Source organism: Spirulina major PCC 6313 (assembly GCF_001890765.1).
GTDB classification, from domain to species: Bacteria; Cyanobacteriota; Cyanobacteriia; order Cyanobacteriales; family Spirulinaceae; genus Spirulina; species Spirulina major.
On record NZ_KV878783.1, the window covers coordinates 1,062,878 to 1,083,452 of the forward strand.

The following is a 20,575-nucleotide window of genomic DNA, read 5'->3' on the forward strand; positions in this document are numbered from 1 at the left end:
CACAATGACAACTGAAGCATAGTTAAGATTCTGCCTTGGTTCGCCCTTGGGCAATCCGGACAACAGAATTTAATTAAGATATACACCTGAACCTCAAGAAGGAGGATGCTTTGGGAGTTCCGCTGCATGTTTCGCTTAAACAGCAACTCCAAAACGACTTAGTCGATACTCTGGCTCAAGTTGTTCATTCAACTCCGATCCCAGTCGCAGATACATTACCAGTGTATCGGGTTAGACAACCGAATCCGATTCGATATCGAAGCTCATTGGTTCGTCAATGGGCCAAACGATGGAATCATCAACCCCAAACTCTCGTTTTGAATATTTGTGAAGTGAGTGGCTGGCAACCGGGAGAAGCCCCCCTCAGCCTCGATTGGGTCTGGAGTTCGGCGGCGATCGCAGACTGGTTAAGCCAACGCTATGCTGAAGCCTGGCCAGAGTTGCAGCCTGGCCAGAGGGCGGAGTATTTAGGATTAGAAATTTCAGTACAATATACGTTGCAACGCTGGTCAGACCTCTTCATCCTCGCCCGGCGAGAGTATGACCTCACGCCGCCGTTGCCCTGGTCGGCCCTCACCGCAGCGGATGCCGAGTGGATCGCGGCGTTGTTGGATTTTGGCGATCGCCTCGCCTCCCCTCCTCTCCCCCCAACGGCTCGTTTAACCCTCTGCCAAGCCAGCCTCGACTACTACCAAGATCACCGCATCTGGGGGGAGGCGCGTCTCCTCGCCCAAGCCCGTTGGGGACTGATGGCGATCGCTCATCATTTCATCCAGAGAAGTTATAGATATAAAGATGCACCATCGTTGATCCGCTAACCGTAAAATTACGGAATGCCAGGGAACCTTTCACCATCACGCAGCTTCGTTAACCCACACATCCTGATCCAAGCCCTGATCCAAGCATCGCGCTGTCCTAAACGTGCCGATGGTGATTCGGTATCCATCACACCTGAACTGCCTTGAAACCTTACCCACCGTTGCGATCCTCATGATGAACAATCATTTAAAGCCCTTGAAACGCTTCTTACTCCTCAGCCTCAGCCTCTTGACGGTGGTGGTGATTCTCGTCGGTGGGGGCGCGATCGCTCAATACCCCTCCCCCCTCAATATCCCCACCATGGCCGACCCCGAACCCCCAGCAGTGAGCGAACCGGAGCACCTTGAACCGCCACCCCCCGCCCTCGGTTGGGAATTCCTCGGTATTCGTACCCCCAACCAAGTCACCCTCAACGAAGTGGAATATTTTGGCGACTGTCCAGGGGAACAAACCGCCACCATCGAAGCCCGCTTCTTTTCCGACGCAATCCCCACCGCCCGCCGCCGTCGCGTCATGGTTCGCAACATTACCCGCGGCCTCGACGATGACCCCTATCCCTACACCGATCGTGAATACGAGGAAGGGCGACTTTCAGAAGAAACCAACATGCGCTTTGGCACCGACCACAGCGGCCGTTTTTTCCACGTTCTGCCCGGCGAAAACATCTTTGAATATGAAATCAAAGACCGCCGCGAGGTGATTGATGCAGGCCAGTTCACCGCCACCATTGACCGGAATCTGCGCACAGTGGATCGACCGGCAACCTGGCGAGAAGATCGCGCCTGTGCCAATGACAGTGTGGCCACCAATGTCTGTGCCGATTTGCGCGATCGCCGTCAACTCCGCTGTCCCGATGGGCGCGTTCTCGAAACGGAACTTTTCCCGTCTAACGCCACCATCATCACCGCCATCCACAACCTCACCGGCCAGCCCATCAACTTCTCCGTCAACAACCGCATGACCCAACTTTTCCCCAACGCCTACACCCAACTCACCGACGACTGGATCACCATCCAATACCAAAAAACCGACGGCAGCTTCACCACCGAACGCCTCACCCGTGGCACACGCTACCGCTTCTACTTCTCCGGCAATGACCTCCGCCTCGACACCTACTCCCAATCTGTCCGCTAGCCTCTAGGGGTTACAAACCGCCCGGTAAATTGCCATCAACTGCTCGTAATTTTGGGCCGCTGTGTAGCGTTGCTCAAAACTCTGCCGCGCTGCCCGGCGCAGGGCTGAGGGATCAGGATGTCTGAGGAATTCTTTCACCGCTGCGGCTAAGGACTCTGGGTTATTGGGTTCAAACAAATAGCCCGTTTTGCCCGTGGTGATTAATTCCGGTGATGCGCCGAGGCGGGAGGCGATGACGGGAGTGCCAACGGCAAGAGCTTCGATGATCACCCGACCAAAGGTTTCATGCCACTTCGAGGGAAAAATCACCACCGCCGCTCGTTTCATCAATTCATAAACTTGTTCTAACGGGACAGATCCAAGGAGTTGAATGGACTGGGATTGCTGGGCGGCGGCGGTTAATGCGGGTTCGAGGGGGCCACTGCCGACAATTTTTAAGGGTAAAGAATGGTCAAAGGTTTGCCAAGCCTGGATTAAGAGATCAAGCCCTTTTTCCACCGATAAGCGACCGACAAACAACGCATAGTTTCCATCTCCTAATCCGATGCCAGGATCGGGGTCTACAAAATGGGGTTTAACGTGAATTTTATCGGCGGGGAAACCACTTTGGGTAAAGAGGGTGCGCCCCTTTTCACTCATGACAATATAGCGATCAATGTGATGTTTCCAAGTGCCTAAAGCATGGTGCGTCATCACCATCGCAACGGTGACGGCGGTGGCGGCCCGACTCCGATAACAACTGTGGATCAGGCCGGGGTAGGGAATGGGTTTATTTAAACAGTCATGACACACCTGGCCATTACGGAAAAAGAGGCCATTGGCGCAGAGGAGGCGATAGTTATGGAGGGTTTGCACGACGGCGACCCCGGCATCTTTAGCGGCATAGTAGACCGATGGCGAAATTAAGGGAAAAAAGTTGTGGACATGAACAACATCGTAGTGATCCTGTTGCAGAATCTGGGTGATGTTGTGATAGGTTTTTTTTGACCAAATGGTGTCGCGGGCGAGTTTGGTGAGATTGTTTTGGGTGATGGTTTTGTTGGTTTCGGAATAGGTGGTGACGGTATGACCGTGCTGTTGCAACAGTTGACATTCAGCGATCGCAGACTCATCTTCTCCCCCCCGGATCATGTACTGATTGTGGACACTCAATATGTTCATGCTCTATCCATCATCACCAACAAAATACACCTCAAGATCACGAATCATAGTGTGAGGCTATGCCACACCGCTGAACCCTTATCCTCTCTGCTGATTTCCTCAAGGAATGGGGGTGAAAAATTCACTTCCGTTATACCTTAACAGGTCTTTATTTGAGGAACTTGAAGGATCATCAGGAGACAGATCCTATCGTGGAGATCGGGTTTGGAGGATTTGCCAACCGCGCGATCGCAATTTCTGCCGGGCCCGCTCAGGATCAAGGGTGGCCAGGTAGTTGGGGGGTTCCCAGGGGTGAACGTTGCTAAAGTCGGGGGGGTAGAGGAGGGGTTTCCAGAAGCCTTTCCAAATCCGAAAAATGGTGTAACCCCGGTCGATGAGATATTGGGTGGCGGGGCTGGGATAGCCTTCGTGTTGTTCGTAGATGATATCCCGAATGCAGCGATGGCGCAGGAGGCGATCGCACCCCTGAAACGCCGCTAATTCATAGCCTTCGATGTCGATTTTCAACACCCCAATGGCGGGATCATCGGGTAACAACGCATCGCCGGTGGTGAGGGGGACGGTTTCAATCCGCAGGGTGTCGTCGGGGTTGTCGTTGGTTGTGGTGAAAATGGCCGCTTCGCAGCGGTTGCGTTTGGGGATGCGGAGGGTGGCGGTTCCGGCTTGGTTGGCGAGGGCGATCGCATGTAATTCCACCGTTGCCCCACTGCCCAACTCCCGCCACGCTGACCGATGCCGTTCCAATTCGCCATACACCTCCGGATTCGGCTCAACGGCGATCACCCGACCCCGCGCCCCCACCCGTGCCGCCAACAAACTCGTCACATAGCCAATATTCGCCCCCACATCCAGCACCGTTTCCCCCGGTTCCGTCAGTCGCCAGAGGGTTTCACTCAGGGCCAAGTCATACAGCCCCATCACCCAGAGCGACCATTCCACCGTATGATCCGGGCGCGGCTCCACCCAGAGCGGGAAGCCCCAGGGCGGTGTAATTTTTTGCATGCCGACGGTGTCAGCTTTCGGGCGACCCAAGCGCCGCCAGAGTTGCCGGGGTTGCAAGACATATTCCGGGCGGGTTAGGTAGGGGGGCAGCATGGTGTTAGTTGCTGGGGGTGGGGGAGTTGAGTTGGAGGGCGGGCGCGTCGGGACTTTGGAGATCGATGTAGTCGATGTCGCTGGGTTGGATATGGGTGGGCAGGGTGCGCATTTGGGCGAGGACATCAAGCTGCTGGGTGAAGCGGTTGCTGCTGTAGCCGCCGAGGTGAACTTCACCGAGTTCGGTATGGAGAATCAGATTTGTGGGGGATTGCAGGTCAATTTCAAAGATTTCGATCGTGGCTTGGCTGAGGAGGGTGTAGATGTCGGGCCAATGGGGACGGGTGCGATCGGAAAGGCCGATGACGGTGAGGGTGGGGAGGTGGGTGGTGGTTTCAAGGTTGTTGTAGCTGTCGTGGGGCATCCAAGTGCCTTGGGCATCGACGAAGCCCACGCCATCGGGGCGGGCTTCACTGGTGGCGATGATGGCGTTGCCGGGGAGGGCGATCGCCACGGGTTGGCGTTCTTGGATTTCTAGGGTCAAGCTGGGGGGGAGGAGTTTACGGGTGACGACGGCGGCGGCGATGGGGGCCTGGGCTTCGAGGGCTTGGCTGAGGCGTTTGGGCTTCACCTCTAGGAGGGGTTGGGGATAGTCGAGGGGCATCAAGTCGCGGATCGTGGCTTCGCTGAGATGTTCCACGCCTTGGATGTTCACCTGGTCAGGGGATGTGATCACCCAGTCGGGACGGGTGACGAGCCAGACCATGCCGCCCGCCATGCTACAGACGAGGAGCGATCGCCATAGTTTTTGTAAGATCAACAATTGCCGCCGCCGTTTTAAGCGCAGACGACGACTTTTTAACTCATCGGACGTGGTGGAGGTAAGCGTAGCCATATCAGCATTGCCCCAAAACTGTCGTGCCAACGGAACCGGCTGCGATCGCAATCAACAGCCTATTGGCTTATCGGCTATGATACCCCACCCCTCTGCGTCCGTGAGGTCTTGCCTGCGGCTCAACTCCGTACAATTGCGGTTAGGGGAGACACCAAGGGCCTCAAGATCGCCACAACTGAGTACACTCAAGACTGTCATCACAGCTTTAATCAATCTGCATCTTTCACCAAGACTGATCACCATGACTGTGCTCCCATGGGATCGCCACCTGTCAGCTTAGATTCCGAGCTTTAGCTCCAGACCTAGGCTGACAGGTTCAAGACTAAGAGCGATGTGGATGTCCGGGGTTCACCCCCCAACCCAGCCGGTTGTCAATACCGTTGAGGTTGTTTGAAGGGTATCGCTTCATCACCGGGGTTAAATCTGGACATCCCCTCGCCACCACTGAATTTAGGGATCATCCCTCAGTGACTGCATCTACATCAGGGAATGAATTTTCATGCAATTGCATCTTTTTTTCAAAGCGTGTAACCCCAGTAAAACCTTAAATCTCGGCAATCCGAACGATCGCCGCTACTACATTGACTTTGCCGCCGTGCGGGGGGGCAAAATTGTGGAGGCGCTCGAACGGACGATCGCCCGCCTGTCCCCCGACGAACCCACCTGCCAACTGTTTAGCGGTCACATTGGCTGTGGTAAGTCCACCGAACTGCTGCGCCTCAAAGCGGGGTTAGAGGCCCAGGATTTTCATGTGGTCTATTTTGAATCAAGTCGGGATTTAGATATGGCCGATGTGAGTGTGAGCGATATTTTATTAGCGATCGCCCGCTCCGTCAGCGAAAGCCTCGAAGCCGAAAACATTCATTTCAAACCCGGCTATTTCGTCACCCTCTTGCAGGATGTCAAGTCACTGCTGCAAACCCCCTTAGATCTTGAAACCGAGGCGGAACTCTCCGTCGGCATCGCCAAAATCACCGCCAAAGCCAAAGACAACCCCAAACTGCGCGAACAACTCAAGCAATCCCTCGAACCGCGCACCGAAGGCCTGTTACGGGCGATCAACACCGAAATTCTCGCCCGTGCTAATCAAGAATTAAAATATCGCGGCAAGCAAGGCCTCGTGGTGATTGTGGACAACCTCGATCGCATTTCCCCCAGTCAACTGACCCCGACGCGATCGCTCCCCGAACACCTCTTTATCGATCGCGGCTCCCAACTGCGCCGCCTCAATTGCCACATGGTCTACACCATCCCCCTTGACCTGATTTTTTCCAACGACTACCAAACCCTGAAAAACCGTCTCGGCGGCGGCGTTGCCCCCACCATCCTACCGATGATCCCAATCCAACACCGCGACGGTCGCGAACACCGCCAAGGTATGGATCTGCTCAAACAGATGATCCTCGCCCGTGCCTTCCCCGACCTCGACCCCGCCCAACGGTGCGATCGGATCACCGAACTCTTTGACCACAGCAGCACCCTCGATCGCCTCTGTCAGATCAGCGGCGGCCATGTGCGCAACCTCCTCGGCCTGCTCTACACCTGTTTGCGGCACCAAGATCCCCCCATCCCCCGCGACTGCGCCGAAGCCGTGATCCGCAGCTACCAAGACGATCTGCTCCTCGCCCTCGAACAGCATGAATGGGAGCTAATTTTTCAAGTGCTACGAGAACAGAGCCTCAGCGGCGAAAAAGAATATCAACTGCTGCTGCGGAGTATGTTCGTTTTTGAATATCGCGACGACCAAGGCCGCTGGTTTGGGATCAATCCCGCCCTGATGGAAACCGAACCCTTTAAAGCCATGGCCCGGCAACTCATCCCAATCTCCACCGCTAAGGATGATGCCCACCGTGTACGCTAGAACTGTAGCGTTTTTCCCCGATTATGACGGTCCTTGTGCTTGGTAGTATCAATATGGATTTGGTGGTGAAAACTCCGCGCTTACCGAAGGCGGGCGAAACCTTGATTGGCCATGAATTTTTCTCGGCCTTTGGGGGGAAAGGGGCGAATCAGGCGGTGGCGATCGCACGTCTTGGTGTACCCGTGGACTTCATCGGCCAAGTGGGCGGCGATGATTTTGGTCAAACCCTCTCGATCGCCCTCACAGCGGCCGGGGTGGGAACCCAGGGCCTAGGGGTCAATCCGGATGTGAATTCCGGGGTTGCCTCGATCGTCGTCAGTGCCACGGGGGAAAACACGATCGCCTGTGCCGCTGGGGCCAATGCCACCGTTGGCGCGGCTGAGTTGGCTTATCTCGCCGCGCAATTACCAACAGCACAATGGCTGTTGATGGATTTGGGGATTCCCTTAGGGGTGATCCAGGCTGCGATCGCCCAAGCCAACGCCGCCCAAGTCCCCGTCCTCCTCGACCCCGCCCCCGTCATTGAATCGATTCCGGCGGATCTCTGGCCCGGCGTAACTGTCCTCACCCCCAACGAAGTGGAAGCCGGACAACTGGTGGGCTTCCCCGTCACCGATGCCACCACCGCTGCCGAAGCCGCGACGATCATTCAAGGCTGGGGCGTGAAGACGGTATTGATCACCTTGGGCGCACAGGGGGTTTGGTGCGCCACACCGGACGAGGCGATTCTCGTGCCACCCTATCCGGCGACGGTGGTGGATACGGTGGCGGCGGGGGATGCCTTTAATGGGGCATTCATTGCGGCGCAGGTGGCAGGGAAATCCATCCCGGAAGCGGTGCGGTGGGGCACGGTGGCGGGGGCGTTGGCGGTGGGTAAGGCCGGGGCGCAGCCGTCGTTACCCAGTCAAGCGGCGATGATAGCGCAGTTGGCCAATGGTTAACGCGACTCGCCTCTCGTAACCGCTCGTACCATGGCAGAGCCAGGTCACGAGAATACGAGAGCAAGAGAAGTTTGTTAGTCCATTCAGTCCAGCGCACCCTGAGGGTCGTCGAAGGGTAAGCGGCCGGGCTTCGACTCCGCTCAGCCCTCAATAGTCTCGTTCAATTAAAGTGTCCCCACTTTTCTGGTTACTGCTATATTCTAAAGATTAATGTTTTTTGAAATTGAGAGGTTACAATACTCAGACTAGAAATTCATCGAAATAATCTTTTTTTGTACTTGTCTCATCAAAAGTAAAATGTTAGAGAGCCTTAAACAACTAAGACCATGGCAAAAAGCAGTCTTTGTTTTTATCGTGCTAGTTACAGGCTATGCAGGATGGGAACAAATAAAAACTGGTAATGTTTTGCCAGCTAGTCAACAAGAATCCCAACAAAATCTACAAAGTATAAATATTACAGTACAGGATCGACAAACTTTGCAGCCAGTCGAAAATGTTAGTGCCCGTATTGTCTTTGATGGGCCACCTGTTCAAAAAATGTCTGATCGGAATGGTTATTTTGAAATCCAAATTCCTCCCCGAAAAAGTGCTACTGTCACGCTAACAAAAGATGGTTTTATTACGGCACAAGAAACAATCAATTTAGAAACAGATCCAAGCACCACTAGAGTTTTATACATGGATGCTCAGAATTAAATAAATCAATTTCAAGATTTTAATATTCTTTATGTCTCAAGAAGTAAGCGTTACTCAAGAAATTCAAGATAGGCTTGAATTTTGTCTAATACTTGCATTTCTATGTGGATGCGGATTTTTGGCGTGGCAACAATTATTTTTTCTGTTGCTTATGCTTTTCTTTGGAGGTACTTCTGCTGCATTAGTGGGATTAGATAACATTACTCAAGATAAATTTAATGAATTAGATTCTCTTCAAGAAGAAGAATTAGCAGAAAAAATCGAGATTTTACGACAAGCTCAAGAAATATTGTCTAAATACAAAGGCTCAATTTCTGAAAACAAAAAAGTTGCTAATAGTATTCAAAACAAAATCGATAATGGTGTATATGAAGCCAGCTACAAACTAAAAAGAAAACAGAATGTCAGAAAATCAAATAATCATAGTTATGGCGCACCCCCTGACCCATTGACCAATCAGTGTCCTGTTGGTTATCCAATTCGAGTGACAGAAAATTTATCTAAAGATGATTCATATCGGGGAATATATTATTGCCCAGGGGATAGACACTACCAAGCTACAGCAGCCTGGTGCTTTAAAACTGAAAATGAAGCTCTACACGAAGGATATAGACGACCAAAACGTTCTTGATCCTGAGTCGGGCTAAATTTAATAAAACAGAATCAAATCAATTTTGGGTGCATGGCTTCGACAGAACAGACGACGGTGGCGAATCAGCGATCGCTCGCGGCCCTAGGGCGGGCGATTCGGCTGTCGCTGGGGGAATTTAACCTGATCCTCGTGCGGTGTAATTACCAAGAGTTACAACGCCAAGTGCTGACGGATTTAGAAGACTGGTTTGCCGCAGCGGGGGAAGCCGTGCCGTGGCGATCGCACACCCTCGCGCCCGACACCCTCAACCTCTTCGACACCCTCCAGGGCATTTATCATGAGTCCCACTGTCAAGCCTTGATGGTGTGGGGGTTTGAAGCAATTTATGACCTGAATACAGTGGTGGCGGGGGCGAACCAAGTGCGGGACGAATTTCGCCGCGCCTTGCCCCTGCCGATCGTGCTGTGGATGACGGACACCAGTTTGCAAGCCCTGACCCGCTTATCCCCGGACTTTAAAAGTTGGGCGGCGATGTCGATTCAGTTTGAACTGTCGCTGCGGGAGTCGATTTCCTTTTGGTGGCAGGTGACGGAGGATCTGTTTCGGCAGGTGCTAGAGGCGGGGACGCTGACCTTTTTACCCAATGGGGCGTTGGATCTCGCGCCAGGTTGTCGGCTCCGTCACGAACTCGAAGCGGCCCAGCGATCGGTACATCTCACCCCCGTCAGTCAGGCCACCTGGCAGTTTATTTTGGGACGCGATGCCTATGCAGCGGGGGAGATTGAGGCGGCGATCGCCCATTATCAACAAAGTCTGACGGTGTGGAGTCAGGGTCAAGGCTTTTGGGAACGGCGGCGGCAGGATTTACGCATTGTCTCGTCCGCCTCGTTACGCAATCCGTTTTTAGAACATAAGGGCCTGCTGCTGTTTCACCTCGCCCTCTGCACCCATCAACAGGGATTGCAAACCCCCCAACAGGCTGCGGCAGCCTGGCAACAGACCCGGCATTATCTCGAAGCCAGTTGGGAAATTTTTGCGGTGCGGCAGCGGGATGAGTTGGCGGTGCAAATCTTGCTCCATTGGGGCTTTGTTTTGGTTCAACAGCAAGATTGGCCTGCCCTGGATTGCCTCTGTGCCGAGGCCCAAGACTTACCTTTGGTGCAAGCGGTGGATTTGTATCGCGGTCAGATCAACGGGTTTTTAGCCCAAGTGGCTCAAGCCAAAGGAACACCAGAAGACGCGATCGCTCAGGCCAACACCGCGCTGGCGGCCCTCTTACCCCAGGACAATTCGCTGCATTGGGCCTGGGTGATGGCGGTGCGGGCCCAAGCCGAAGCCAGTTTGGGCGAGATTTCCACGGCGATCCAGACTCTCGAAGCGGCCCGCCGGGTGCTGATTCAAGCCTGGTCTACCTGTGTGTCGAGTATTGGCCTGCGGCGGGAGGATCTATATCTGCAAGTGGTGGCACAGTTGCGATCGCACCATACCCAACAACACCATTACAAACGCGCCTTCAACCTCAAACAAGAACAATATTTGGTCGAACAAATGATCGGCCAACGGGCATTTTATGGGGTGATGCCCACGCCCTTAACCCCGGAAATGCAGCTTTATCCCGCCTCGCGCCGTTCCCTGTCGGTGGCCGGTCGGGAAGTGGCGATCGCCCAATTCATCGAACGGATCAGCCGCCATGACCACCGCCTCACCGTCCTCCATGGCGCGTCGGGCGTGGGCAAAAGTAGCCTCCTCCATCACCTCATCCCCCACCTCGAAACCCAAATCATCGGAGCGCGGGAAGTCGTCCCCGTCCTCCAAACCCAATACCGCCACTGGGAATCTCTCCTCTGCACCGTCTTCCAGGCCGCCATGCCTACGGCCCTCCAGCATCCCGTCACCAACATCGCCAGCCTCCTCGATCATCTGCGCTGGAATGGTCAGAATCGGTTGTTAACGGTGTTGATTTTTGACCAGTTTGAAGATTTTTTCTTTTTCTGTCCCGATGTGGAGGAACAGCACCGCTTTTACGAGTTTTTTCGGGATTTATTGCGTTTGCCGTTTGTGAAGGTGATTCTATCGCTGCGGGATGATTATTTACATTATTTGCTCGCCATTGAACGCCAGATTGAACTTGATGGCATTGATAGTAATCTCCTCGGTCGTCAAGTCCGCTATGCCCTGCGGGATCTCACGCCGGCTGAAGCGGAACAGGTGATCACCCATTTGATCGCGCAATCTCAGTTTCAACTGACTCCGGATTTAATTGCGGCGTGGATTGCGGATTTAGCTGAGGGCCGGGGGACGGTGCGCCCTTTGGAGTTGCATCTGTTGGGGGCGCAACTCCAGGCGGATCAGATTACCACCTTGGCGGCCTATCGGGCCTTGGGGCCAAATCCAAAAACGACGCTGGTGACGCGATCGCTGACCACGATCATCGCCGACTGCGGCCTGGAACATCAAACCACCACCTGGCACGTCCTCTTTGCCCTCACCCTCGACAACAACACCCGCCCCCTCAAGACCGTGAGCGATCTCAGTCATATTCTCTATGAAACCAACCCCGATCACACCATTGACCAATATCGGGAGCAATTGACGCTGATTTTAGAAATTTTGGTGGGATCGCGTTTGGTGTTTCGGTTTCCTGAAGATCCGGAAGATCGGTTTCAGTTGGTGCATGATTACCTCGTACCGACGATTCGCCGCCAATACCGCGATCGCCTCAAGCGTCAAATGGCCGCCGAACGGGCCGCCAACTCCCGCCAATTGCTCCACCTCACTCGCCAACGCTGGACAGCGATCGCCCTGGGGGGGTTAATGACCGTCCTCGCGGGCTTAACGGGTCTCTGGGCCTGGCAAATTAACGGCCAACGCCAACGGGCCGAGCAGGCCCTCAGTAACGCCGAACTCCTCACCCTCAGCACCACCGCCGAAGCCGCCCTCACCACCGGTCAAAACCTGACCGCCCTGGTCACCGCCCTCCAGGCCGCCCGCCGCTTAGAGCAGCACCGCCAAGCCACCCCCCTGGCCTTTCCCCTCAACACCCAACCCCAGATCACCCCAGCCGTCCAACTCAAGGTCCTCGCCAGCCTTGAGCAGGCCCTGCATCAGGTGCGCGAACGGAACCAATTCAACGGCCATAGTGATGTGGTGTGGGATGTGGCCTATAGTCCCGATCAGCGATTTTTAGCCACCGCTAGCCGCGATCGCACCATCCAAATTTGGTCACCCCAGGGGAAACGACTTCGCACCCTGACGGGGCCAGAGGACAGTATTACCAGCGTCGTGATCCAACAACAGGGGCGCGATCGCTATGCGATCGCCGCTAGCAGTTGGGACGGAACCGTTCACCGCTGGGAACTGCGGGGGAAAACCCTCCAGGAGACCGAACACCACCATTGGCAAGCCCACCCCGACCGGGTTTATGCCGTCACCTTTCACCCAGAAAACCACACCCTCGCCACCGCCGCCGCCGATGGCACCGTCAAACTATGGGACAGCACCGGCCAACTCCAGCGCACCTTGAGCGGCCATCGTGATGCGGTGCGCTGGGTTGCCTTTGCCCCCGATGGTGCAGAACTTGTCGCCGTGGATCGTAAGGGCGAGATTTCGATCTGGACAACGGAGGGAACCCTCCGGCGACGCTGGATGGGCCACGATGCCGGGGTGTCCTATGGTGTCTATAGTCCCGATGGGCGCTGGATCGCCACCGCCAGCGATGACCACAGCGCGAAAGTCTGGGATCGGGCGGGGAATTTAATCACCACGTTGCAGGGACATCAAGATTGGGTGTTTGCGGTGCAGTTCAGCCCCGACGGTCAAACCCTGGCCACCACGAGCAACGACAATCAGATCAAACTCTGGCGGTTTAACCCGGAAGCGACCGCCGCCGATCCGGAAGCGCGGGCCCTGTTGCAACAAACCTTAATTGGCCATCGGGATGGGGTGACGGGATTGCAGTTTAGCCCCGATGGGACGCAGTTGGCAACGGCCAGTTATGACACGACGGTGCGGCTGTGGCAATTGGCGGGCCAGCCCCGGCCGCGCTTGGTGTTGGGGACGGGGGCAGTGCAGGATGTGGCGTTTTCTCCTAATGGGCAACGGGTGGCGGCAGCGGGGGAAGATCAAGTGGTGCGGGTGTGGCGGGTGGCGGATCAGCGCGTCGAACAGACCTTAACCGGCCACGAGAGCGGCATTGAACGGATCGCATTTTCCCCTGATGGACAACAGATTGCGGCGGCGAGTCGCGATCGCACCCTGCGGATTTGGGATCACCGGGGTCAACTCGTGGCCCAGTTGCAAGGGCATCAGGATTGGGTGACGGATGTGGCGTGGCATCCTCAGGGGAATATCCTCGCCTCGGCCAGCCGCGATCGCACCGTCCGCCTCTGGAATAGTCAGGGGGAATTACTTTCCACCCTGCGTCAACCCCGCGATCGCGTCAACACCCTCAGCTTTAGCCCTGATGGCCAATGGCTCGCCGCCGCTGGCGATGATCATCAGATCTACCTCTGGCCCGTGGATCAAACCCAGCCCCAAAACCCCATCCCCACCGCTCAACGCCCCCTCACCACAGCCCAACTGGCATCCCATCATCAAAACTGGATCTTAGTGCTGAAATTTTGGCCCCAGCCCCTCACCGCCGCCCCAACCGACTCGCTCCCCTGGCTTTTTTCCGCCGACTACGACAAAAAATTCACCCTCTGGAACAACACCGGGGAGACGATCCAGAGCACCCTCAGTCCCACCGACAGCATGACCGATCTCGCCTTCAGTCCTCAGGGCACACTCTTCGCCGCCACCACCTGGGATCAACGGCTCCAACTCTGGACAGCCGCCCAAACCCTCTGGCAAGAATGGGACAGCGAACAAACCCAACTCACCAGCGTTAGTTGGCGCACCGATGGCGGCGGCCTGGCCACCGGGGGGATTGATGGCTCGGTGGTGCTCTGGTCGCTGGATTTGGAGCAGCTTCTGGCGCAGGGGTGCGCCTGGCTGACGGACTACCGCGCCCACCCGGCGATCGCCCTCGATTCAGCCGCGATCGCAGTGAACGGCAAATCGCTGCCCATTTGTCCGGGGTCGGTTCCACCCTAGGGAACTGTGGGAAAATTGGACTATTGGGTTCAGCACGGTATTTTTCTCTATGACGCACGCGATTACCATTCTCGGCTGTGGCTATGTGGGCACAGCGATCGCCCACCATTGGCAACAGGCCGGTTTCACCATCACCGCCACCACCACCCGCCCCGAACGCCTCCCGGAGTTAAAGTCTGTCAGCGATCGCGCCGTCGTCCTGCGGGGTGACAATGCCGCCACCCTCCGAGACCTGCTCCAGGATCAGCACACCCTCCTCGTCGCCGTTGGTGCCAAGGGCATGGACTACAAAACCACCTATCTCCAAACCGCCCAAACCCTCGCCTACGTGCTCCCCAAAACCCCCGTCCAGCAGGTGATCTACACCAGCACCTACTCCGTCTATGGGAATCAACAGGGCCAATGGGTAGATGAAACCATGACGCTACAACCGACCGCAGAGCGGACGCAAATTCTGCACCAAACCGAGCAAACCATTCTCCAGTTGCCGACGGTGCGGGCCTGTGTATTTCGGTTGGGGGGAATTTATGGACCGGGGCGAGAGTTGGCGAAAATTTACGGCCGGATGGCGGGGCAGACCCGGGCCGGAGCCGGGCAAGAATGGGCTAACTGGATTCACTTGGATGATATTGTCGGCGCGATCGCCTTCGCCCAAACCCAGGGCCTCAGCGGCATTTACAACCTCGTGCAGGATGAAATTATCCCAGTGCGGGACTTGGTGCAGCAAGTGTGCGATCGCCACAACCTCGCCCCCGTCCAGTGGGACACCAGCCAACCCAGCACCCGCCCCACCAATGTCCGCTGCAAAACCCAAAAACTCAAAGCCGCCGGTTACACCTTCACTCATCCCACCTTTTGGGACAGTCTCCCCTCCGATCGCAAGGATCAAGATACTGAGGGATAGTGGTGGCATGACATACGTTAATCGGTGGGTTACGGCGGATTGTCAGATGCCGTTATAGCCTCAATTTTAGCCGCCCAACCCACCTACGAAAAATCATGATTTTGGCTGTGTCCTGATCCTACCGGGAAGTCTTGCCGACCCGGTGACCTCAATGCTCGACCTGCCGGAGTTGCTCTAACTGCTGTCGCAGTTGGGCAGAGGTAAAGGATTGGGCGAGGGTGTTGCGCATTTGGTCAAAGCTGCAGCTCAACTCGTACACATTGCCAATGCCTCCCACCGGAACGGCTGCCGTTAAATTCCCCGCCGTGATCGCATCGGCAGCAGTCTGCAATCGCGCCAAGGGGCGACTAATCCACTGCACAATCAGCACCCCCATCACCCCTGCCCCCAAGAGAGCCAGCCCTTTCAACTAGTACATAAAGCCTGTGCCAAAACAACGAAACAATAAGGGTTTCAGACATTTGCAATCCCAAAAATCTTGTAATACATCCGAAATCAAATGTAATCCTTTGGCTTGATCATGGACTATTCAAGACAGCAGATGCTGAAAGCCCCATTCTATCGTTCCATTTTGCTATAGTTTGTTTTTACTAGTTGAAAGGGCTGCCCCAAGAGAGCCAAGCCACAGGCCCACAGGGTACGGCGAACATTGGCGGTAATCGCGCCCATAAATTCCGCTTGGGGGATGATCACCGCAATCGTCCAGTCTGGAAGTTTACGGGCCAGACCGGAAAACTTCACGAGGCTGAACATTGAGGGTTAAGGGCAGAGTGCTGTGATTGTGGCATGGTCTTGATTACCCAATCCGCTAAGAACAGGTCAAGGTCGGGAGCATCGAGGCTAGAGCTTGGGGGCTGTGGGGCTGGTGTTGGCAGGGTAACTCCACCGTTAAGGTTGTGCCTTCCCCCGGTACTGATGCACAGGTGAGGTGGCCCCGGTGGGCTTGGGTGATAATCGTGTGGGTCATTGATAGGCCCATCCCGGAAGCACTGCCGATCGCTTTGGTGGAAAAGAAGGGATCAAAGATTTTCGCCTGTACCGCTGGGGTCATGCCTTTGCCGTTATCGGCGATCGCAATACGCACCCGATCCGTCTCCTGAGTCGTCGTAATCCGCAGGGTGCGATCGTCCCGCTCCACCCCATCAAACGCATCGATCGCATTCACGATAATATGCATCAACGCTTGATTAAATTCCCCCGGATTCACCTCCACTGTGGGCAAGGGACTATACTCCCGCTCCACGGTAATCTGTTGTACTTGGAGTGATTGCGCCACCATCGTCAGCACACTCTCAAGATTGTCTTGAATATCGACGGGTTTCACGCCCACGTTATCCGTCCGGGAAAAGGTTTGCAAGGCTTTGACAATGTTTTTAATCCGGTTCACCCCATTGCGCATCGAGACAAACAGATCCGGCAGATCTGCTTTGAGATAGTCAAGATCAATGGTGTCGTAGAGGGTGGCGATCGCCGCTGAAGGCTCCGGATAATCTGCCTGATACTGCGCCACCAATGTCAGTAGATCATCACAATACGCCTGCACATGGTTAATATTGCCCTGAATAAACGTCGTCGGATTGTTAATTTCATGGGCCACTCCCCCCACCAACTGCCCCAAACTCGACAGTTTTTCCTGTTGAATCATCTGGGCCTGGGTTGTGCGTAACTGTTGCTCAATTTGCTTGCGCTCTTGCACTTCTGCCCTTAATTCCTTCACCCTCAAACGCAATTCCAATTGATTCACCACCTGCCGACTCAGCACTTTAAGCGCCTCCCGTTGGGCTGGGGTCAAGTGACGCGGTTCGCGATCGATCACGCACAACGTCCCCACCGCATAGCCATCGGACGAAATCAACGGCGCACCCGCATAAAACCGAATCTCCGGCTCATGTTGCACCAATGGATTATCCGCAAAGCGTTGATCCTCCTGCGCGTTGGGCACTTCAAAAACATCGTCTTGCAAAATGGCATGGGCACAAAAGGCGTGATCTCGGTGGGTTTCTGTCGCATCAATGCCCACCTTTGATTTAAACCATTGCCGCTCTTCATCCACTAAGCTCACCAACGAAATCGGCGTGCCACAAATATGGGCCGCGAGTTCGGTTAAATCATCGTAGCCATGTTCCGTATCAGTGTCGAGAATGTCATAGCTGAGGAGTTTAGCCAGACGCTGTTTTTCGTTGGAGGGAAAAGGAGCTTTCATAGGTGAAGGGGAAGGGGAAGGAAGCCAGGTCAAAACATTGAACACCCCTTCACTATATTAAAGAAATAGTCACGAATCTTGATCAGTCAATTTAAATCGGTAAGCTGATCAGCATCTAAACTGTATGTCAACGAGCCTGAAGCTCTTGCCGTCAGGGAATTGCCCTGGAAATTTAAATGGCGCTTAGCTGATAAGCACAGAGTTTAGGACGGAAAGTGAGTCATGGCGGCGATCGCCTTCAGCGTCACCTGTTGATTGGCAAAGGACAGGGACTGAATCGCGAGGGAAATGCCATGGAGTTCAAAGGTGCGAAGATTGAAAACGGCTTGGGCTTGGTCGCGGAGGAGGGTAACGAGGGGTTGCAGGATGCGGTAGGGTTCTGGGAGTGGGGCGAGGGAGAGGAGCACGCCACAGTTTGGATCAATGGCGATCGCAACGGGGAGGGTCAGGGTGGGTAAATCGCGTAGGGTGCAGGCGATGGTGAAACTGTGGCGATCGCTGAATGTTGCCTGTAAATTAGCCAGATCTAAGCCGAGGGCGGTGATGCGATCGCTTAATTCCGGCGTGTGAAATGCGCGGTTAAAATCACTCTCCGTCAACACAATGCAGCCCGTCCCTTCAATGGGTTGGGTCAGTTCAATATTGCCCAACAGCGCCTTAAACGGACTGACTTTAATTTTGTTCATCTGCAACTGCATCTGCTCCATGCGCAGATCCTGCCGCATCACGAGTCCAACCCCATCAATGAAGAGCGATTCTAATTCTCCTTGGGCCAAAAGGGTGGGGTCAGTTTTGACTTTGACGCTCAAGGTTTGTGCTGTGCTGATTTGGCGAGAGAAGGCTAACGCTGCAATTTTATTGATTGCCTGTTCGCCGAGATTTTGAGGGTTGAGCAGGAGCACAGTATGTTTACGGAGAATGTAAGGATTACTCAACAGTATATATATATTTCTTAAGAGATGGAGCTGGGGTTACTCATAATTCTTAAGGATTGTTCACCGAACCGCAGCCGTTCTGCGCTCCCTTGCACCCTGAACCCTAATCCTCCGCATCCATTAGCCCGCCGCCCGTTGGGTCAAAGACTTGCTGCAAGAGTTGGCTGGCGCGATCGCTGTCGTTGTAAATTAACTCGATCAACTCCTCGGCTTCCATCCCCAACTGCCGCGCATAAAACCGCACCTCCTGCATGATGCGCCCTTCCCCTTGGCGTAAATACATGCTCAAACAATGGCGAGCTTGGCTGGCTCCATTGCGCTGAAACCGAAAAAACGCTAAGGCCGCCAAGAGTCGGTCTTCGTAGGGGGCGAGGGGATCGAGGTGGAGGGGTTCGGGTCGGGTCATGGGGGTGAACAGTAGAGGGATGAAGCGATCGCGCCTAATCTTGGCCCAACATTTGTAAGCGGTAGAGGCTGGCATAGAGGCCATTTTTATCGAGAAGATCGTCATGGCTGCCGGTTTCCACCAGATGGCCATGGTTGAGGACGAGGATGCGATCGACATTGCGAATCGTGGAAAGGCGATGGGCGATGATGATCGCGGTGCGATCGACTAAGAGTTCTTCGAGGGCATCCTGAACCAGGCGTTCTGTGCCCACGTCTAGATTAGCGGTGGCCTCATCCAACACCAAGACGCGAGGATTGCGGATCGCCACCCGTGCAAAAGCGAGGAGTTGCTTTTGACCGCCGGAGAGGTTGGTTCCCCGTGCCCGGAGGGGTGTGTCGTAGCCCAGGGGCAGGGCTTCGATGAAAGAGGCGACATTGGTGCGCTCGGCGGCGGCTTTGATTTCTGCTAGGGAATAGTCTTCACCGAGGGTGATATTGCGTTTCACATCGCCGGCAAAGAGGAAACTTTCTTGCAAAATCACGCCCACGTATTGGCGTAACTCGGTTTGGGGCACATCGCGGATATTCACCCCATCGATGATGATTTGTCCGGCAACGGGATCATAGAGCCGACAGAGGAGGCGGATGATCGAACTTTTTCCGGCTCCGGTGGGGCCGACGAGGGCGACTTTTTCACCGGGTTTGATCGTGAAGTCGAGATCATTGAGGACATATTCATCGGGTTTGTACCCGAAGGAAACGTGGTCGAAGCGGATTTCGCCGAGTTGGGTGTCGGGGCTGGTGGTGGCGGAGGTGAGCGATCGCGTCTCCTGGGCGTCGCGCACCTCAATCGGTTCATCGAGTAATTCCGTGATCCGTTCCACGGCAGTGAATCCCGATTGAATCATCGTGAATTTTTCCGCAAAGCGGCGAATCGGGTCAAAAAACCGCTGGGCATAGAGGATGAACGCCGACAGCACCCCAAAGGACAGATGATCCCCCGACACCATCACCCCACCGAGCCATAACACCCCTGCGATCGACACCAAGGCGATCCATTCTAAAGTTGCCGACACCGCCGAATCATGAAAAATCGTCTTATCAACGGCCTGGAGATAGGTTTGATTCGTGGCGCGGAAGAGTTCGGAGTTAAACCGTTCCCGCCGAAAGGCTTGGACGATATTAATCCCGGAAATATTCTCGTTGAGCATTGAGTTGAGTTTAGACAACTCTTCGCGGGCGCGGTAGTTGGCTTTGCGGTATTGCTGCTGAAAGTAGAGGATCAGCGCACTGACGGGAATCAGCATCAACACCAACACCATCGCCAATTTCCATTCCAGGGTGAACACTGTCACCACCACGACGAGAATGTAGACCACATCGCTGAGGATGCCGATCGCCCCCGTGGCAAACACATCCCCCAAGGCTTCCACATCGTTGGTAATCCGCGTCACCAATTTACCCACAGGGGTTTGATCAAAAAAGCGCGAGGACAGCGACAGCACATGATCAAACAGGTCACTGCGTACCCCAGCGGTGATTTCTTGACCGACGCGCTGCACCAAATAGCCCTGCAATGACACGAACATCAGCCGCACCACGATCGTACTGAGCAGCAATAACAACAGGCGGCTAATCCCGGCATCGATGCTGAGGCCATCCAGAAAGCCCCAGACCGGCTCTTGGCGAATCAGGGAAATGGCCTGACCAATGATCAAGGGTTGCACGGCTCCGGCGACGGAGAGGGGCACGAGCAAAATCAGGGAAATGATGAAGATTTTTTGATTACGGCGAGCGTAGGGGACAAGCCGTAACAGGAGTCGCCAATCACCGCGAGGAAGCTGCGCGAGGGTCATAGATGGTAATAGGGTGGGGAAATAATCTGCGCTAATGTAGTTTAACGGATGATTGCAACGGA

17 protein-coding genes are annotated in these 20,575 nt (G+C 54.9%); 8 read left to right on the plus strand and 9 right to left on the minus strand.

The features are described from left to right. The first annotated feature begins 317 nt into the window (after positions 1-317). Together SPI6313_RS04655 and SPI6313_RS04660 are read left to right on the plus strand one after the other, a co-directional pair. Positions 318-818: a hypothetical protein gene (locus tag SPI6313_RS04655; RefSeq protein ID WP_139276530.1), complete on the plus strand. Its 501-nt coding sequence runs from the start codon at positions 318-320 to the stop codon at positions 816-818. A 109-nt stretch (positions 819-927) separates the two neighbouring features. Beyond that, entirely contained in the window at positions 928-1,953 is a 1,026-nt protein-coding gene (locus SPI6313_RS04660; RefSeq protein ID WP_072619951.1) for a hypothetical protein, read from the plus strand. A 3-nt stretch (positions 1,954-1,956) separates the two neighbouring features. On the opposite strand, the gene SPI6313_RS04665 is transcribed toward SPI6313_RS04660, so the two are convergent. The 3 genes from SPI6313_RS04665 to SPI6313_RS04675 all read right to left on the minus strand — a co-directional run bounded on the left by SPI6313_RS04665 (position 1,957) and on the right by SPI6313_RS04675 (position 5,044). Continuing rightward, a complete protein-coding gene (locus SPI6313_RS04665) occupies positions 1,957-3,114 on the minus strand; it encodes a glycosyltransferase (protein ID WP_072619952.1) in 1,158 nt (385 codons plus the stop codon). A gap of 186 nt (positions 3,115-3,300) precedes the next feature. Continuing rightward, complete coding sequence (locus tag SPI6313_RS04670) at positions 3,301-4,209, minus strand: FkbM family methyltransferase (protein WP_072619953.1); 909 nt, start codon at positions 4,207-4,209, stop codon at positions 3,301-3,303. 4 nt (positions 4,210-4,213) lie between these two features. Beyond that, positions 4,214-5,044 carry a cell division protein FtsQ/DivIB gene (locus SPI6313_RS04675; protein WP_072619954.1) on the minus strand — a complete coding sequence of 277 codons (831 nt, stop codon included), beginning with the start codon at positions 5,042-5,044 and terminating at the stop codon, positions 4,214-4,216. 499 nt (positions 5,045-5,543) lie between these two features. On the opposite strand from SPI6313_RS04675, the gene SPI6313_RS04680 reads away from it, so the two are divergent. The 6 genes from SPI6313_RS04680 (at position 5,544) to SPI6313_RS04700 (ending at position 15,132) form a co-directional block, all read left to right on the plus strand. Next, positions 5,544-6,905: an ATP-binding protein gene (locus SPI6313_RS04680; RefSeq protein WP_072619955.1), complete on the plus strand. Its 1,362-nt coding sequence runs from the start codon at positions 5,544-5,546 to the stop codon at positions 6,903-6,905. Positions 6,906-6,928: 23 nt separating this feature from the next. After that, complete coding sequence (locus SPI6313_RS04685) at positions 6,929-7,846, plus strand: ribokinase (protein WP_072619956.1); 918 nt, start codon at positions 6,929-6,931, stop codon at positions 7,844-7,846. 297 nt (positions 7,847-8,143) lie between these two features. Then, positions 8,144-8,542: a peptidase associated/transthyretin-like domain-containing protein gene (locus tag SPI6313_RS04690; protein WP_072619957.1), complete on the plus strand. Its 399-nt coding sequence runs from the start codon at positions 8,144-8,146 to the stop codon at positions 8,540-8,542. 31 nt (positions 8,543-8,573) lie between these two features. Then, entirely contained in the window at positions 8,574-9,173 is a 600-nt protein-coding gene (locus SPI6313_RS22735) for a hypothetical protein (protein ID WP_139276532.1), read from the plus strand. 51 nt (positions 9,174-9,224) lie between these two features. Continuing rightward, positions 9,225-14,228 carry an NACHT and WD repeat domain-containing protein gene (locus tag SPI6313_RS04695; protein WP_072619958.1) on the plus strand — a complete coding sequence of 1,668 codons (5,004 nt, stop codon included), beginning with the start codon at positions 9,225-9,227 and terminating at the stop codon, positions 14,226-14,228. A 49-nt stretch (positions 14,229-14,277) separates the two neighbouring features. Further along, positions 14,278-15,132 carry an SDR family oxidoreductase gene (locus tag SPI6313_RS04700; RefSeq protein WP_072619959.1) on the plus strand — a complete coding sequence of 285 codons (855 nt, stop codon included), beginning with the start codon at positions 14,278-14,280 and terminating at the stop codon, positions 15,130-15,132. Positions 15,133-15,280: 148 nt separating this feature from the next. On the opposite strand, the gene SPI6313_RS04705 is transcribed toward SPI6313_RS04700, so the two are convergent. From SPI6313_RS04705 to SPI6313_RS04730, 6 genes are all read right to left on the minus strand, one after another. Then, entirely contained in the window at positions 15,281-15,541 is a 261-nt protein-coding gene (locus tag SPI6313_RS04705) for a HAMP domain-containing protein (protein WP_139276534.1), read from the minus strand. Positions 15,542-15,690: 149 nt separating this feature from the next. After that, a complete protein-coding gene (locus SPI6313_RS04710) occupies positions 15,691-15,885 on the minus strand; it encodes a hypothetical protein (RefSeq protein WP_072619961.1) in 195 nt (64 codons plus the stop codon). 55 nt (positions 15,886-15,940) lie between these two features. Further along, positions 15,941-17,335: a sensor histidine kinase gene (locus tag SPI6313_RS04715; protein ID WP_072619962.1), complete on the minus strand. Its 1,395-nt coding sequence runs from the start codon at positions 17,333-17,335 to the stop codon at positions 15,941-15,943. 203 nt (positions 17,336-17,538) lie between these two features. Beyond that, positions 17,539-18,270: an LmeA family phospholipid-binding protein gene (locus SPI6313_RS04720; RefSeq protein WP_175551069.1), complete on the minus strand. Its 732-nt coding sequence runs from the start codon at positions 18,268-18,270 to the stop codon at positions 17,539-17,541. Positions 18,271-18,373: 103 nt separating this feature from the next. Continuing rightward, a complete protein-coding gene (locus SPI6313_RS04725; protein ID WP_072619964.1) occupies positions 18,374-18,676 on the minus strand; it encodes a hypothetical protein in 303 nt (100 codons plus the stop codon). Positions 18,677-18,710: 34 nt separating this feature from the next. After that, positions 18,711-20,513 carry an ABC transporter ATP-binding protein gene (locus tag SPI6313_RS04730; protein ID WP_072619965.1) on the minus strand — a complete coding sequence of 601 codons (1,803 nt, stop codon included), beginning with the start codon at positions 20,511-20,513 and terminating at the stop codon, positions 18,711-18,713. Positions 20,514-20,575 lie beyond the last annotated feature (62 nt).